The 17,736-nt window shown below is 39.2% G+C and carries 12 protein-coding genes; 2 read left to right on the top strand and 10 right to left on the bottom strand.

What is annotated here, in order from left to right; all coding sequences use genetic code 11:
* Positions 1-255 precede the first annotated feature (255 nt).
* Both O3643_RS04525 and strH read left to right on the top strand, forming a co-directional pair.
* A complete protein-coding gene (locus O3643_RS04525; RefSeq protein WP_247922097.1) occupies positions 256-972 on the top strand; it encodes a GntR family transcriptional regulator in 717 nt (238 codons plus the stop codon).
* A 268-nt stretch (positions 973-1,240) separates the two neighbouring features.
* Complete coding sequence (gene strH / locus O3643_RS04520) at positions 1,241-5,116, top strand: LPXTG-anchored beta-N-acetylhexosaminidase StrH (protein ID WP_371500143.1); 3,876 nt, start codon at positions 1,241-1,243, stop codon at positions 5,114-5,116.
* 60 nt (positions 5,117-5,176) lie between these two features.
* On the opposite strand, the gene purB is transcribed toward strH, so the two are convergent.
* The 10 genes from purB to purM all read right to left on the bottom strand — a co-directional run bounded on the left by purB (position 5,177) and on the right by purM (position 17,733).
* Positions 5,177-6,475 carry an adenylosuccinate lyase gene (purB, locus tag O3643_RS04515; protein WP_371500141.1) on the bottom strand — a complete coding sequence of 433 codons (1,299 nt, stop codon included), beginning with the start codon at positions 6,473-6,475 and terminating at the stop codon, positions 5,177-5,179.
* Between the two features lie 118 nt (positions 6,476-6,593).
* Positions 6,594-7,322, bottom strand: coding sequence for a hypothetical protein (locus O3643_RS04510; RefSeq protein WP_371500139.1), 729 nt, complete (start codon positions 7,320-7,322; stop codon positions 6,594-6,596).
* 24 nt (positions 7,323-7,346) lie between these two features.
* Entirely contained in the window at positions 7,347-9,215 is a 1,869-nt protein-coding gene (locus O3643_RS04505) for an RNA-directed DNA polymerase (protein ID WP_371500137.1), read from the bottom strand.
* Entirely contained in the window at positions 9,215-10,288 is a 1,074-nt protein-coding gene (purK, locus tag O3643_RS04500) for a 5-(carboxyamino)imidazole ribonucleotide synthase (RefSeq protein WP_371500135.1), read from the bottom strand. Before purK ends, O3643_RS04505 begins: the two co-directional genes overlap by 1 nt.
* On the bottom strand, positions 10,275-10,763 hold the full coding sequence (gene purE / locus O3643_RS04495; protein WP_371500134.1) for a 5-(carboxyamino)imidazole ribonucleotide mutase: 489 nt from the start codon (positions 10,761-10,763) through the stop codon (positions 10,275-10,277). Before purE ends, purK begins: the two co-directional genes overlap by 14 nt.
* A gap of 225 nt (positions 10,764-10,988) precedes the next feature.
* The gene (gene purD / locus O3643_RS04490) at positions 10,989-12,251 is read right to left on the bottom strand and encodes a phosphoribosylamine--glycine ligase (RefSeq protein WP_371500132.1); all 1,263 of its coding nucleotides are present in this window, start codon (positions 12,249-12,251) and stop codon (positions 10,989-10,991) included.
* Positions 12,252-12,535: 284 nt separating this feature from the next.
* Positions 12,536-14,347 carry an AIPR family protein gene (locus O3643_RS04485; protein WP_371500131.1) on the bottom strand — a complete coding sequence of 604 codons (1,812 nt, stop codon included), beginning with the start codon at positions 14,345-14,347 and terminating at the stop codon, positions 12,536-12,538.
* Positions 14,348-14,533: 186 nt separating this feature from the next.
* The gene (gene purH, locus O3643_RS04480; RefSeq protein WP_371500129.1) at positions 14,534-16,081 is read right to left on the bottom strand and encodes a bifunctional phosphoribosylaminoimidazolecarboxamide formyltransferase/IMP cyclohydrolase; all 1,548 of its coding nucleotides are present in this window, start codon (positions 16,079-16,081) and stop codon (positions 14,534-14,536) included.
* A gap of 75 nt (positions 16,082-16,156) precedes the next feature.
* Positions 16,157-16,711: a phosphoribosylglycinamide formyltransferase gene (purN, locus tag O3643_RS04475; protein WP_061863738.1), complete on the bottom strand. Its 555-nt coding sequence runs from the start codon at positions 16,709-16,711 to the stop codon at positions 16,157-16,159.
* Positions 16,711-17,733: a phosphoribosylformylglycinamidine cyclo-ligase gene (gene purM / locus O3643_RS04470; RefSeq protein WP_371500127.1), complete on the bottom strand. Its 1,023-nt coding sequence runs from the start codon at positions 17,731-17,733 to the stop codon at positions 16,711-16,713. Before purM ends, purN begins: the two co-directional genes overlap by 1 nt.
* Positions 17,734-17,736: the final 3 nt, after the last annotated feature.

Raw genomic sequence — 17,736 nt, 5'->3', positions numbered from 1 at the left:
GGATTAATGTCAATACTTTTTGAAATTTTCTTTAAAATTTTTCTATTTTTTTACTGAATCTTTTCTAAAAATCTTATCAAATCCTATAAAATCAACATTCTGACTCAAGAGCAGAAATACAAGGCAAAACACAAATTATTTATATCTATTCTAATTTCTTATTCTGATATTTTAATTTTTTTAAGTGCTTTTCAGCTATTTTTAAGAATTTATGTTAAAATGATAAGTGAAGAAGGAAAAAAATGAGGTAAAAATATGGCAATTCCAAAGTATCAATACATTAAAGATGAATTGAAAAATAAGATCATTTCTGGTCAATTTGCTAGTGGAGATAAGTTCTACACTGAAGCAGAATTGATTTCCATGTATGATGTTAGTTCAATCACAGTCGTTCGTGCCTTGAACGACCTTGCCAAAGATGGATATATTGTCCGCCAACAAGGTAAAGGAACTTTCGTAGCTCGTGCACGTAAACATAAACTCGTTGAATTTTCTGATGTAGAAATCTTCGAAACTAAAGATGATAAAGTAACTGTTCTTTCTATCGAACGCGGGAACGATCTTAAATACTTAGAAAAACTCGGCCTACGCGGCGATCAATTCTATTATAAGATTGAACGTGTTCGTGAAACAAATGGTGTTACCTATATCTATCACAGTTCATATATTCCTGAACAATACATCAATGCCAACTATCCAAATCTTGAATACTATAGTTCTATCTATACTCGTTTCAAATTGGACTACCACATTCACATGAATGACGAGCATTTTGAAGAAATTAACGAAATTGTATTTCCGACGCCAAAACATGCCGCTTCTATCCTAGGAATCGACACTAAATTCCCAACTGTTTTCCAAACTAAGACAACTCAGCTTGAAGCAAATGGTCAAGTTTTGGAATACATCGAAACTTATAAACGTTCTGATTTCTACAAAATTAAATTCATCTCTTGTGACCGTGATCACTAATTTTAAAAATCCTGAGGCAACTGTCTCAGGGTTTTTATATACCCATTATAGCATCAGCTCCCTTCCCTGAGAATAGCATTTCAAGCAATTCTATAATTAGTAACCTTTTTACTAAAAAATAGTCAAAATTAGAAAAATATATCTTAATTTATAAATTATTCTATTTTTTATAGTAATTTCCTCAAAAACTTGACTTTATTTTAGTTAGAACATAAAATAGGATTAGTATGTGAAAACGCTATCAAAAATTCAAAAGGGAGGTTTTTTAATGAAACCAGAAAATAAACAGCGCTTCTCTATTCGTAAATATGCAATCGGAGCCGCTTCTGTATTGATCGGCTTTGCCTTTCAGGCGCAGGCCGTTGCTGCTGACGGAGTCGTACCTGCTCCAACTGAAAATCAGCCTGCTGTCCAAACCACTGGAGAAGTCACTCCACCAACGAGTGAAGAAAAACTCGAGACTGCTCCAACAACAGAAAATGCTACTCCAGCTGCTCCAGTAGCAAATACTGAAGCTCCAAAAGTTGAAGTTGCTCCTGCACCTGCCGTAGCAGAACCAGTCACAGCAGAAGAAACTCCAGCTAAGGCAGAAATTACTGAAGAAGTTAAGAAGACAGAATCTGAAAAAGAAAAAGAAGAAAACAAAGAAGTTGCTAAGGTCGAAGCACCCGCAGTCGCTACAGAACGAGCAGCTCAAGTGAATGAAAAACTGGCTAAAAAGAAAATTGTTTCTATCGATGCTGGACGTAAATACTTCTCTCCAGACCAACTGAAAGAAATCATCGACAAAGCCAAACACTATGGCTATACTGATCTTCACCTTTTAGTCGGAAATGATGGCTTGCGCTTCATGCTTGATGATATGTCTCTAACTGTAGGTGACAAAACTTACGCAAGCGATGATGTCAAACGTGCTGTTGAAAATGGAACCAATGCCTACTACAATGATCCAAACGGTAATCATCTAACTGAAAGTGAAATGACCGACTTGATTGGTTATGCTAAGAATAAAGGTATTGGGCTTATCCCAACAGTCAACAGCCCTGGTCACATGGATGCTATCCTTAATGCCATGAAAGAATTGGGCATTGAAAAACCTAACTTCAACTACTTTGGTAAAGAATCAGAACGTACAGTAGACCTTGACAACGAAAAAGCAGTTGCCTTTACAAAAGCTTTGATTGATAAATACGCTGCTTACTTTGCTGGCAAGTCTGAAATCTTTAACATCGGTTTGGATGAGTATGCTAATGATGCTACTAATGCCAAAGGATGGAGTGTTCTGCAAGCCTATAAATGGTATCCAGAAGATGGTTTCCCAGACAAGGGTTATGATAAATTCATCGCCTATGCTAATGACCTAGCTCGTATCGTCAAATCTCACGGTCTTAAACCAATGGCCTTCAATGACGGTATCTATTATAATAGCGATACTACTTTTGGTACCTTTGACAAAGACATCATCGTGTCTATGTGGACTGGTGGTTGGGGCGGTTACGATGTCGCTTCTTCTAAACTACTAGTTGAAAAAGGGCATGAAATCCTCAACACTAATGATGCTTGGTACTACGTTCTCGGCCGTAATGCTGATGGACAGGGTTGGTATAACCTAGACCAAGGTTTGAACGGTATTAAGAGCACACCGATTACTTCTGTTCCAAAAACTGAAGGTGCCGATATCCCTATCATCGGTGGTATGGTAGCTGCTTGGGCCGATACTCCATCTGCCCGCTACTCTCCATCTCGCCTCTTCAAACTCATGCGTCAATTCGCAAACTCAAATGCTGAATATTTCGCCGCTGACTACGAGTCTGCTGAACAAGCTCTTAAAGAAGTCCCAACTGACCTTAGTCGCTATACTGCAGAAAGTATTGCTGCCGTTAAAGAAGCTGAAAAAGCCATTCGCTCTCTTGATAGCAACCTTAGTCGCGCTGAACAAGATAGCATTGACCAAGCAATTGCAAAACTCCAAGAAGCTGTTAGCAACTTAACCTTCACACCAGAAGCTCAAAAAGAAGAAGATGCCAAACGTGAAGTTGAAAAACTTGCCAAAAACAAGGTTATCTCAATCGATGCTGGACGTAAATACTTCACTCTAGACCAACTCAAACGTATCGTAGATAAAGCCAGCGAACTTGGTTACTCTGACCTTCATCTCCTCCTTGGAAATGACGGACTTCGCTTCCTCTTGGATGACATGACAATCACTGCAAACGGCAAGACCTATGCAAGTGACGATGTAAAAAATGCCATCATTGAAGGAACAAAATCTTACTACGACGATCCAAATGGAACAACTTTGAACCAAGCTGAAATCACTGAGCTTATTCAATATGCTAAGGATAGAGGCATTGGAATCATCCCTGCTATCAACAGTCCTGGCCACATGGATGCTATGCTTGTCGCTATGGAAAAATTGGGCATTGCAAACCCTCAAGCTAACTTTGACAAGGTTTCAAAAACAACCATGGACCTTGAAAACGAAGAAGCAATGAACTTTACAAAAGCCCTTATCGGCAAATACATGGACTTCTTTGCAGGCAAGACTAAGATCTTTAACTATGGTACAGACGAGTATGCCAACGATGCTACTAACGCTCAAGGTTGGTACTACCTCAAGTGGTATGGACTCTATGGTAAGTTTGCAGATTATGCTAATAGTCTAGCTGCCATGGCTAAAGAAAAAGGTCTACAACCAATGGCCTTTAACGATGGTTTCTACTATGAAGATAAGGACGATGTTGAGTTTGATAAAGATGTTATCATCTCTTACTGGTCTAAAGGTTGGTGGGGTTATAACCTTGCATCTCCTCAATATCTAGCAAGCAAAGGTTATAAATTCCTTAACACTAATGGAGATTGGTACTATATCCTCGGTCAAAAACCAGAAGATGGTGGCGGCTTCCTCAAGAAAGCTATCGAAAACACTGAAAAAACTCCATTTAACCAGCTAGCTTCAACTAAATATCCTGAGGTTGATTTACCTACTGTTGGTAGTATGGTAGCTATCTGGGCAGATAGACCAAGCGCTGAGTACAAAGAAGAAGAAATCTTTGAGCTCATGACTGCATTTGCAGATCACAACAAAGACTACTTCCGTGCCGATTACAAGGCTCTACGCGAGGAACTTGCTCAAATCCCTGAAAACTTAGAAGGATATAGCACAGAAAGTCTCGATGCTCTCAAGGCTGCTAAAGAAGCACTAAACTACAATCTCAACCGTAATAAACAAGCTGAGTTGGATTCACTTGTAGCTAACCTTAAAACAGCAAGACTTGGTCTCAAACCAGCTGCAACTCACTCAGGAAGCCTTGATGAAAATGAAGTTGCTGCCAACGTTGAAAACCGACCAGAGCTTATCACAAGAACGGAAGAAATCCCATTTGAGACTGTTAAGAAGGAAAATCCTAACCTTCCAGCAGGACAAGAAAAAGTTGTCACTGAAGGTGCCAAAGGTGAACGTACAATCTATATCTCAGTTACTACTGAAAATGGCAAGGAAACTGAAACAGTTCTTGAAGAAAAAGTCACAAAAGAAGCTGTCAATCAAGTGGTTGAGGTCGGAACTCCTGTCACTCACGTAGGAGACGAAAAAGGAGTTGCTCCTGTTGCAGATGCCAAACCACGTGTTGTCATCGAGGACGAAGAAATTCCGTTTACAACTATCACTCGTGAAACTGATGCCTTACCTAAGGGAGAAACTCGTGTCGTAACTGAAGGTATTAAGGGGCGTCGTAGTCATTTCTATTCTGTGTCTACTGCTGCTGACGGAAGCGAAGTGAAAACATTGGTTACTAGTGTTGTCGCTCAAGAACCAGTTACTCAAATCATCGAAATCGGAACTCCTGTAACACATGTGGGAGATGAAAAAGGACTAGCTCCTGTTGCGGAAGAAAAACCAAAATTAGAAATTCCAAATGTGCCAGCTCCTGTTGCAGAAGAAAAACCAAAATTAGAGATTCCAAGTAAACCAGCTCCAGCAACTGTTCCTGCCGAGGAAAACAAAGCTCTCCCTCAAGGACCAGCTCCTGTAGCAAAAGAAAATAAACTTCCTGAGACAGGAAGCCAAGGTTCAGAATGGTTGATTGCTACAGGTTTGATGGCTGCACTCACAGCTTATGGCCTTAGCAAGAAAAAAGATTAAACTGAAATCTTTTATTACAAAATAAAAAGCGAGATTGTATCTCGCTTTTTTGTTTTATAATTAGTCACCCAAACCGATGCGTTCGAAGATCTCATCCACTCGTTTGGTGTAGTATGTTGGATTGAAGATTTCATCAATTTCTTCTTGAGTCAGGCGTGAGGTTACCTCTGGATCTGCTTCAAGAAGTGGTTTAAAGTCTACTTGATTATCCCAAGAGTAGGCTGTTTTTGGTTGCACTAGATCATAGGCTTGTTCACGAGTCATCCCTTTTTCAATCAAGGTCAACATGGCACGTTGGCTGAAGATCAAACCAAAGGTTGAGTTCATGTTACGGATCATGTTTTCTGGGAAGACTGTCAAGTTCTTAACGATATTTCCAAAACGGTTGAGCATATAGTCAATCAAAATAGTCGTATCTGGTGTGATGATTCGCTCAGCTGATGAGTGAGAGATGTCACGTTCGTGCCAAAGAGCCACATTTTCATAAGCTGTCACCATGTGCCCACGGATGACACGCGCCAGACCTGTCATGTTTTCAGAACCGATAGGGTTACGTTTGTGAGGCATTGCTGAAGAACCTTTTTGACCTTTAGCAAAGAACTCTTCCACTTCGCGTTGCTCAGACTTCTGCAAACCACGAATCTCAGTCGCCATACGCTCGATAGAAGTTGCGATACTAGCAAGAACCGCAAAGTACTCAGCGTGAAGGTCACGAGGAAGCACCTGTGTAGAGATTTCTTGAGCACAGATACCCAATTTGTCGCAGACGTATTTTTCAACGAATGGTGGGATGTTGGCAAAGTTACCAACCGCACCAGAAATCTTACCAGCTTCCACACCAGCAGCCGCATGCTCGAAACGCTCGATGTTCCGTTTCATTTCGCTGTACCAAGTAGCCAATTTAAGACCAAAAGTTGTAGGCTCAGCGTGCACACCGTGGGTACGTCCCATCATGATAGTGAACTTGTGTTCTTTCGCTTTGTCAGCGATGATGTTGGTGAAGTTTTCAAGGTCACGACGGATGATGTCGTTGGCCTGCTTGTAGAGGTAACCATAGGCAGTGTCCACCACGTCAGTAGAAGTCAAACCATAGTGGACCCACTTACGCTCTTCACCAAGCGTCTCAGAAACCGCACGCGTAAAAGCCACTACGTCATGGCGAGTCTCCTGCTCAATCTCCAAAATACGGTCGATATCAAAGTCCGCTTTTTCGCGAATCAAAGCCACATCTTCCTTAGGGATTTCTCCCAACTCAGCCCAGGCCTCGTCAGCCAAGATTTCCACCTCAAGCCAAGCACGGTATTTATTTTCTTCACTCCAAATATTCGCCATCTCAGGGCGAGAGTAACGTTCGATCATTGTATTTTCCTTTCTTTACTGATTATTCCATACACCAGAAATATTTTATATAACGTAAATAGCTTGTTTTTAAAATTATATTGAATGTTTAGTAGCCGTCTATATCTTTAAGTTTTATTTATAAAATATTTTTTGTCTGCTCTCCAATTTTATAATCAACACCATCAATAGTAATCGATTTTTGTTCAATGTCATCTCGTCCTGCTAAAATTAGATAATCGTCAGATGGCGACTCAATATATTGTTTCAATTTTTCTACATCATTTGGTTTTAGTCTTACCTCAAATATATCATGCAACAATATTTCATATGAACCAAATTGTTCTGTATAATGTAAACCACTATCATAAGTTCTGATAAATTCAAATTCAACATCCTTTAAACTTTGAATTTCTAATATATTTTTATCAATAATCTCTTCAATGAATTCTCTTACTACATTGACCTCTCTATTCCGTCTTGTTTGAAACCATTCCAAAAATTTTATAACATTTTTTGTTTGTACATATACTCGTAAATCATTAGGAACCCAAAAATTTTCTTTTTTCTCACCAGTTACATTTAATTTATTAGCAATCTCTGCAAAAGAGCCAAACTTCCTATATACCCCTCCAACTGGTTGGTATTGATTCGCTATTTTTTCATTCTTAACTAATAAATATTTTCCATCAATATTAATTCTAAATAAGTAAGCTATGCTGAATCTTACCTGTTTATCTCGAGCTTTTCCGATATTTGTATCTATCCATAACTTTAAATATTTCTTATTATCGCTAATCCATTGCAAAAAAGCACCTACAAAAAAAGAAATAATAGATGCAATAATTGTTAAAATTAACCAAATCATCTTTTCCCTCCCATAATCACTCAATTATAGTAACTCACAAAATATTCCCATTTCACTAAAATTAATTTCTTTATCTTTATCTTTAGTTTTATCTTTGTCTTTAGTTTTATCTTTGTCTTTAGTTTTATCTTTGTCTTTAGTTTTATCTTTATAAAAATATAGCTCAATTTCTCTTTTAAAACTATCAAATCCTTTTTGCTTTCGTCCACGCTTTTTCTTTGTTCGTTTTATATAAATAAACAGCTCTAACAGCAAAATCCACCATCTAGACATAGCAATTCCTTGCAATGGTAGTGATTCATCCTGTGAATTATTTTTTAAAGGATCGCAATTTAAACAATACTCATTTTTTAACCGATCAAAAATTTTCTTATTAATAGAAAAATCATTTCTTACAAAAAAGCTTAATATAATAGGCTCTGTAGAAAAATTTTCTCTCATTGTCTGAGACAAATAGTAGTCGAGTTCTTGTTTACGAATTTCTGGTTCTGCATATTTTGTAATAATATAATAGAACCAAATTTCAAATTCTGATTCCGAATAATAATCTAATAAATAATCTCTATCAACAAGCATCTGTTTTATTAATTTAGGAACTGCATTCTTAGCTAACTTGCTACAAATTTGATCAATTAATTTATAAACATGCGAAACCAATCTAGGCTGTATATAAGATACTTTGAGTATAAAAGGTATGAAATATGAAACTATACGATCATCTATTTTCACTCTATCATCTTTTATTGTATTTTTTAAAGTAGTTAATACAGTTTTTATCTGACTAAGATAATTCTGGGAAACCAGACTTTCTATATATTTCCTAAGTTGCTTATAATTATCTTTATCTAGAGTTAATGTTTCTAGACTAGAGCAAATGTTCAAATAAGGAAATAAACTATATACTTCATCTATATTTGCTTTATTATTTTTCGAAAAACCTCTCCCAGTTTCCGTTTTTTCAAATTTTCGCGTTAACGAAAATGATTTAATCAATCTATCAAAAATCTCAATATTCTTTTCCAATTCTGATTGTGAGTACGAATAAAATGAATAATCATCTACATATCTATAATATCTGGTTATGTTTTTATCCTTAAATTTCGCATCAAGAGCAAGACTTATAAATTCTGCTGTAATGAAAGAGCTTATTGGTCCAGTTATAATCCCATTTGTTTGATTTTCATTTATTGCTCTATTATAACTACCTAAAAATTTAAAAAACATAGCTATGCTATTAGTAAAATCATTAAATGGTGCGTATGAACTAAGTTTAAACAAAAGATTTACATCAATTGATGAGTAATAGTTCTCTAGATCAACAGATAAGTAATATGGTGCACTCCCCTCAATTAAGAATGATTTCTCTTCGTTTTTTTCAAAACTTTTATTTAATTTTCTGTTTAATTCATTAGTATAATTTTTAAATTTTTCATAGAATTGTATGTCTTGGTTTTCATAATCCATTCTTAAAAAATGATCAAAACCTAATATTGGTGAATTAGATTTTTGTATGATATCTTCTATTTTTTCTGAATTATATAGTTGCATTATCCAATCATTGTGTGCATGGACTGCATTATAAACAAAAGAAAAAAAGTATATAGGATTCACTATTCCCATCATTCTCTTGGAACCATTATTTTTAAATGCAAAGTATTTTAGCGCCTCTGAGCCATATCTCTCAACGTACTCTGATCTTGAAATTTCCTTTAGATTTAACTCTACATAATCACTACTTTTAATTGTTTGATAAACTGGAATCTTGCCTAGTTTAATTTTTTCAAATAACCTATCTGGGATTTTAAAATATTTATCTACAAACGGAGGTAAATTACTTGAAACCATCTGATCCATGAGTATATCTATATTATATCGATCTTGTCCACTTATCATTAGAACTCTCCCACCTCATCCGGTACATCGCTAAACAAAGTCACATGTCCCATCTTGCGGTTGTGCTTCGCTTCTATTTTACCATACATGTGGAGGTGGGCGCTTGGATTTTCTGTGACATATTTTTCAGCGACCTCGACATGCTGGCCAAGGACATTGAGCATAACGGCTGGGGCATGCAGGTGGATAGCTGGCAATGGTGCTCCCAGAACACCTAAGATATGGGTATCAAACTGGGAGAAGTCACAGGCTTCAATCGAGTAGTGGCCAGAATTGTGTGGGCGTGGCGCAATTTCATTAACAATGATGTCGTCAGCTGTCGCAAACATTTCCACGCAAAGGGTTCCAGACAAATTGAGTTGTTCTGCAATTCGCACCGCCATGGCTTTGGCCTTATCTGCTAGACTATCAGAAATTCGAGCTGGCACAATGGTCTTAGATAGAATATTGTTGCGGTGGATATTTTCCTGAACCGGGAAAACTGTCACGTCCTTGCCATTTCCTGACACAATGACAGAAATTTCAAGGTCGAAATTGACGAATTCTTCTAAAACGCAATCTGCTGAATCCGCTAGTGCATAAGCTTCTTCTAAATCTGCTTCTGAGCGAATGACCTTTTGTCCATGGCCATCATAGCCACCAGTCGCAGTCTTGAGAACATAGTTTTTCGATAGGTCAATATCTGCCAAGTCTTGGCTTGAAGTCACGACCTTGTATGGGGCCACAGTGACTTGAGCCTTGTTGGAAAGAAAGTCCTTCTCAAAAATCCGGTTTTGGGAAATGCGAAGTAGGTCTGTTCCTTGTGGGAGCTGACCGTCTTTGATAACGGCGTCAAGGCCATCAGCATCGACATTCTCAAACTCATAAGTCAGAATATCGCAAAGTTCAGCCAACTGACGAAGAGCATCCACATCGTTATAAGGAGCCACGATAATTTCCGCCACGCGAGAGGCTGGGCAATCCGCCGCAGGATCCAGCGCGATAACCTTGTGCCCCATATAAATGGCAGAAATAGCCATCATCTGACCCAGCTGACCGCCACCGATAATTCCGATTGTTTTAGATGAGCTCATTCGTCGACTCCTCTGCGATTTTTCCTTGTTCTTCAGCAAAGTTAGCAAGTGCATCCGCAGTGGCCTTGTCTTCTACTGAGAGGAGACGGAGGGCAAAGAGGGCTGCATTGGTTGCACCAGCTTCACCGATCGCCATAGTTGCGACTGGCACACCGCCTGGCATCTGAACGATGGAATAGAGCGAATCCACACCGCTAAGAGCACGTGATTTGACCGGCACACCAATAACTGGAAGGGTTGTTTTAGCAGCAACCATCCCTGGCAAATGCGCGGCACCACCAGCACCTGCGATGATGACCTTAATCCCACGGCTACGTGCTTCTTCGGCATGTTTGAACATAAGATCCGGTGTCCGGTGGGCAGAGACAACTTTCTTCTCGTAGGCTACACCAAAGCGGTCTAGGACTTCTGCTGTTTTTTGCATGGTTGCCCAGTCAGATTTTGAGCCCATGATAATGGAAATTACTGGTTTCATTTCTTCTCCTTTTTTTGATAATCGTCTAATGTAGTGCGGACGTAAGCGACCGCCTAGGGCGTTCCATTACTAAAACTGGAGCCTGAGTCTCCAGTTTTCCGCTCCTAGTAGCAAAGCTACTAGGAGTTCCACTACTGCGACGATTATCCTATACTAGCTCGCTAACGCTCGCAAATTTAACGACCATTATCGAGTTTGGCGACTCAGTCGCTTTTTCTTATATCTTTATCGAATCGCCTTGCTTCCGATATCTGTTCGGTAAAAGAGGCCTTCTGTGTTTTGTTTGTTAAGTTGGTTGTAGATAATGTTTTGGCCGTCTTTGACGGTATCAGCTGTGGTGACCAACATGTAAACACGTCCTCCGTTTGAGAGGAGGTCTTGGTCGTTTTCAGCGAATTTAGCACCAGCATAGTAAGTGATGATGTCACCTTCTGTCTTGGCTGGAAGCTTGACACCCTTCTCATAAGCAAGTGGGTAGCCGTTTGAAGCTACAACCACGCCTAGTGTCACACCCTTGTTCGTCCAAGTAATAGCTGGCTCCTTGCCTTCCAAAATGTCAGTAATGTTACTCGCGAAGTCAGATGTCAAACGAGGCAAGATGATTTGCGTTTCAGGATCTCCAAAACGAGCGTTGAACTCGATGACTTTGGGGCCATCTGCTGTCAAGATAAGACCTGCGTAAAGGATGCCCAGATAAGGACGCCCTTCTTGGATCATCCCCTCAAGGACTGGCTTGACAATGGTGTCAACCGCTGTGTCAACCACACCTTGTGGCAAGTGTGGAACTGGCGCATAGGCACCCATCCCACCAGTGTTAGGACCTTTGTCGCCATCGTAGGCACGTTTGTGGTCCTGAGCTGTTGGCATGATGTAGAACTTGTCACCATTTACAAAGGCAAAAAGTGAAAATTCCTCTCCTGCAAGAAACTCCTCGATAACCACACGCGCACCTGAGTCACCGAATTTATTGTCCAATAGCATCTCGTGAGCGGCTTCGACCGCTTGCTCGACTGTCTCCGCAACGACGACACCTTTCCCAAGGGCCAAACCATCTGCTTTGACTACGATTGGAGCGCCTTTCTCTTCGATATAGGCCTTGGCTTCCTCGAAATCTGAGAAGGTCCCATAGGCTGCTGTCGGAACGTCGTATTTGACCATGATTTCCTTAGCGAAATCCTTAGACCACTCCAGCTCAGCCGCAGCCTTTGTCGGACCAAAGGCTTTGAGACCAGCTGCATTGAACTCATCCACAATCCCAGCCGCAAGGGCGTCATCTGGACCAATGAAGGACCAAGCAATATCGTTGGCTTTTGCAAACTCAATCAATTTAGAATGTTCGGAAATAGAGATATCCACCAATTCCAGACCATCCAGAGTCATCCCGTCATTCCCAGTAGCTACAAAGACTTTTTCAACGTCTTTTGACTCAAGTAACTTCTTAGCAATGGCATGTTCACGACCACCCGAGCCGACAACTAACAGCTTCATCTTTCAACCTCTTTTGCGAATTATTTACTAATATTATACCATAAACGTTCGTTTTAATCTTGTTTCGTTTCGCTTTTAAAGTAAAAAAAGGAAAGAAACTGTTTTCTTCCCTTTTATTTTCTTAATGTCTAAAATGTCTCACGCCTGTGAAGACCATAGTCAAGCCGTATTTATCAGCATAAGTGAACTTCTAACTTCACACATAAAAAGGCAACAACTAGGGTTGCCTCATGAAAGATTTTGGAAATTAAAAAATTTTTTAAGTATTGTAAGTGAAAATACTACTACCGATAATTAAATTCATAACTTGACAGGTCAGAATCTATAGTAGTTCCTTTATAATAGTTTGCAAAGTTGTTTTCAAAATTAGTAACTCCTTTATCGTCAATAATCTTAGTAAAGTAACGACTATTGCTATCCTTTCTCATTTGTTTATTTTCGAATTCTTTCCATTGATTAAGGACTTTATCTGTTAACTCTCTGACAATTTTTTCGGAGATCTCTTTGTTATTAATTAATTCTTCTATCTTCTGAGAGACTACATATACAATTGCAAATTTACCGTATCTTATCGCATTACCATAATTTTTAGTAGAATACTTATCATCTTTTTCTGAAGGATTCTTCTCAATTTTTGATAAATACTTGTGAACAATAAAAGAATAGAACAATTTATCATAACCCTCATCCCCAATTGAAGTATTTAAAAATTTTTCAAAATTTTCATTTTTAAACAAACGTTCTTCACCAGATCTCCTAGCTTCAGCAACGCTCCCATTGACTGCATAGGCAACTCTAATAAAAATGTCTCTCTCAATAATTTGATCATTAGATAGATACTTTTTACTTATTCCTTGATTAAACTCACCCGTTTTTCTATGATAACAATAGCCAAATTTATTAAATAAATAGCGTTGCAGATCAATTTGAATCTCTAAATTTGATCTTCTGTCTGCTTCCACAATCTTGCTTTGAGTATTTGTAGCTTGTGATAACTGTTCAATTAAACTTAACTTCCTACTTTCATCCTTCAAATTTTCATCAAAAGTAATAATTTTCACCAAAACTTCTTTATTCTTAAAGATGTCTTCACTATAATTAGAATCCTCATAAATAACTGATAAAGTATGTGCAGTTTGACCTCCATTCACAATTTGTGGATTTTTTAGAATAAGCTGCCCTACCCCTTTTCTTCCTGTCTTAGAAGTTACCTCTGTTTGGTCAGATAATATTGTAATGCCATTATTGAATAATGAAAACATATTATTATTCTCATTGACAATCTGGTCCTTGATAGCTTTATTAACGGGATTTCTTGATAACCCTAAATAACTTCTAGGATTATATTCTAAAATGGCATTTTTATGTACACTCATCAATTTAGCGATTTCTATAGTCGGTACGAAAAAGAGCTGAACATTAGTGCTTAATTCCCCGTCCTCTACTTCGTACTCCATTGTATAATTTCTAGATGTTAGATTTAAATTAACTGTTATATCAGTAGCCCTATGACAAGTGCCTCTCAAGATAGGAAAGACTAACTCCTCGTATGCTCTTTTATAATTATAAATTTCATATGGAAAATCTAATATCTTATCTAATACTTTTTCAATATCATTATCTACGTTTGCTAATAGAATGATTTTAAAATCATACCTAGCAATCTGGTCCAATTCCTGTAGATTTCTAATTAACCCTAATATCTTACCATTATATTTATTTCCCTTAGAATCTGTCTCCTCTCCATCAGTGATTCTAGAGACTTCCATTTTTACTATTTCATCTACACTTATCGGTTTAGTTGAGAAATTTTCCTCAGTATTGCGATATTTAGATTGAATAAAATAGATTATTTTATTTTCCTTATCAATATAATACGCATCTATTCCTCCGTCGTATCCTCCATCAGTAATATATCTTTCTCTTTCATCAAAAGACGTAAGATTAAATTTTGCTTTTAAAAGTAAATGGATATAAGCTAATGATCTAGCCTGACGTTTCTTAGAATCACTGTCTTCCTTATATCTTTTCAGATTTTCTGGAGCTTCTAAACAAATAGAATCTAAAACATGCTCTAACATTTTGTACTTATACATAATTAATCCTCCATACAATATACATTATAACATTTCAATTATATAATTTGTAGAAATTAACTATATAATTTTAATAATATTGTAAAAGCGCTCTGCTTTGACTTGAGCGCTTTTACAATATTCAACAATTTTTAATCATGAACACTGATATACAATAAAATTAATTTGGTGAAAATCAATATTTTCTTAATGTCTAAAATGTCTCACGCCTGTGAAGACCATAGTCAAGCCGTATTTATCAGCAGCTTCGATAGACTCTTGGTCACGGACTGACCCACCCGGTTGGATGATGGCCTTAATACCTGCTTTAGCGATTTCTTCCACGTTATCCGCAAATGGGAAGAAGGCATCCGAAGCAAGTACAGCACCATCAAGGCGGTCTTTAGCTTGATCAATGGCGATACGGACGGAAGCCACACGATTGGTTTGACCAGGGCCAACGCCAAGTGTCATGTGGTCATTAGTCACGATGATACCGTTTGATTTGACATACTTGATAGCTTTCCAAGCGAACTCAAGGGCGGTTGCTTCTGTCTCAGTTGGTTGGCGTTTGGTTACCACTTGCCAGTCAGCTGGGCTTTCTTTGATCACGTCTTGGTTTTGAACGAGAAGTCCACCGACAACACCAGTGTATTCTGCTTCTGCTTCACTGGCATCTTGTGCGTCAAATGGCAAGGCTAGGATGCGCAAGTTTTTCTTCTTGGTTGTCAAGATTTCAAGCGCTTCGTCAGAATAGCTTGGTGCAATGATGATTTCAAGGAAAACGCCGTGCATTTTTTGAGCTGTCGCAGCGTCCACTTCACGGTTGAGAACGACAATACCACCGAAGATAGACACTGGGTCAGACTCATAAGCGTAGTCCCAAGCAGTTTCGATATCATCAGCTTGACCTATACCGCACGGGTTCATGTGTTTGAGAGCCACAACGGTTGGACGATCTTTGAAGTCACGGATGATACGGATAGCAGCATCAGCATCACGGATATTGTTGAAGGATAATTCCTTACCGTTAAGCTGTTTAGCAGATGCAATAGAGTAGTCTGTTGGCAAGGCTTTTTGGTAGAAGTCTGCGTCTTGTTGAGGGTTCTCACCGTAACGCATTGATTGTTTAAGGTCATAAGTTAGAGTGAGTTTTTCAGGTTTGTTTTCACCCACTTGAGCTGTGAAGTATTCTGCAATCAAGGCATCATAAGCCGCAGTGTGACGGAAAACCTTAGCTGCCAAACGTTGGCGAGTTTCATAAGAGGTTTCGCCGTTTGCTACCAATTCGTCAAGAACAACAGCATAGTCAGCAGGGTCTACAACAACGGTTACGCTAGCGTGGTTTTTAGCTGCTGAACGAAGCATTGATGGACCACCGATATCGATGTTTTCAACGGCATCCGCATAAATCACGTCTGGTTTAAGGATAGTTTCCTTAAATGGGTAAAGGTTGACCACAACAAGGTCAATGAGCTCAATCTTGTTGTCTTTAGCCGCTTCCAAGTGGCTATCCAAGTCACGACGAGCGAGGAGACCGCCATGGATATTTGGGTGCAGGGTCTTGACACGACCGTCCATCATTTCTGGGAAACCAGTCACATCGTCAATGGCAATGGTATCAACACCAGCATTATCAAGGGCAACTTTAGTACCACCAGTTGAGATGATGTCCCAACCAAGTTTTTTAAGTTCTTGGGCAAATTCTACAATGCCCGCTTTATCTGAGACTGAAATAAGTGCTCGTTTAGTCATGTTCTTTCATTTCCTTTTTTAAAAAAGTTCTTCATCTGCTACAGTCGAAAATTTTCTTTCAGCTCGAGAGCTTCCTTATTTTCGTGCAGCCCCCAAACTATCCAAAACTTCTGGATAGAGTTTGTACTCTGTTTCGTGGATGCGAGTCTCGAAAGTATCAAGGGTATCCCCTTCAAGGCGTGGCACACGGACTTGTTTGATGACCTTACCGGTATCAACACCAGAGTCCACCCAGTGAATAGTCACGCCAGACTGGTCCACACCTGCATTCCAAGCATCCTCAATACCATGAGCACCTGGAAATTCAGGGAGAAAAGCTGGGTGAATATTGATGATACGGCCTTCATAAGCTGCTAGTAAAGTCGGGCCAACGATTTTCATATAGCCTGCGAGACAAACCAAGTCAATCTGGTGCTCATCTAAGAGTTCGACGATGGCTCCTTCATAGTCTGCCTTATTCTCAAACTCTTTAAGTTCGAAGGCATAAGATAAAACCCCTAGCTTTTCTGCACGCTCAAGGACGTAGGCATCTCGATGATCAGAAAATACAAACTCAACTGGAAACTGTTCTGCAATCACCTGAAAGTTTGAACCGTTGCCAGAGGCAAAAACAGCAATTTTTTTAGCCATTATTTTATCACCACACTTGCGCCATCTTTCTTCACAATACGACCAATTTCATAAACAGGTTCGTCAAGAAGTTCTTTGATACGCTCCACATTTTCTGGTTTCACCGCAAGCATGAGACCAATACCCATGTTGAAGATTTCAAACATTTCTTCGTGTTTGATTTGGCCATATTTTTCAAGGGCTTTGAAAATTGGAAGAACTGGGACGTTGCTTTCATCAATTTCAGCGGCCAAGTCATCTGAGAACATACGTGGCACATTTTCGATGAAACCACCACCTGTGATGTGGGCAATTCCATTCACCAATTCCTCTTTAATGAGTGGCAAGACAGCCTTGACATAGATGCGAGTTGGCTCAAGAAGAACCTCCTTGAGTTTCTTACCTTCCAACTCAGGCAATACTTCTTCACCTGTGTAATCAGCAAAGACACGACGAACAAGTGAATAGCCATTTGAGTGGATACCGCTTGAAGCAAGTCCCAAAATCACATCGCCTTCTGCTACTTTTGAACCGTCGATGATTTGAGATTTTTCTGCAACACCGACTGCAAAACCAGCCAAGTCATAGTCGTCTTCGCCGTACATGCCAGGCATTTCAGCAGTTTCCCCACCGATAAGGGCGGCACCAGCTTGCACACAACCTTCGGCCACACCTGCAACCACTTGTTCTAGTTTAGCTGGTTCATTTTTACCAGTTGCGATATAGTCCAAGAAGTAAAGAGGCTCTGCACCTGCAGCAATGATATCATTGACACACATAGCCACACAGTCTTGACCGATGGTATCGTGTTTGTCATACTTGATAGCAAGCATCAGCTTAGTACCAACACCATCTGTTCCTGAGATCAAAACAGGTTCTTTGACACCTGTTTTTGAAAGGTCAAACATACCACCAAAACCACCAAGAGCTCCCATGACACCTGCGCGCTCCGTACGTGCAACGTGCTTTTTAATTCGTTCAACAACTTCATAACCCGCTTCAACATCCACACCAGATTTTGCGTAAGCATTCTTATTTGTCATTTT

This window comes from Streptococcus sp. 20925_1_44, assembly GCF_041432435.1.
GTDB lineage: Bacteria > Bacillota > Bacilli > Lactobacillales > Streptococcaceae > Streptococcus > Streptococcus infantis.
This window is presented reverse-complemented; position numbering and strand designations above follow the sequence as displayed.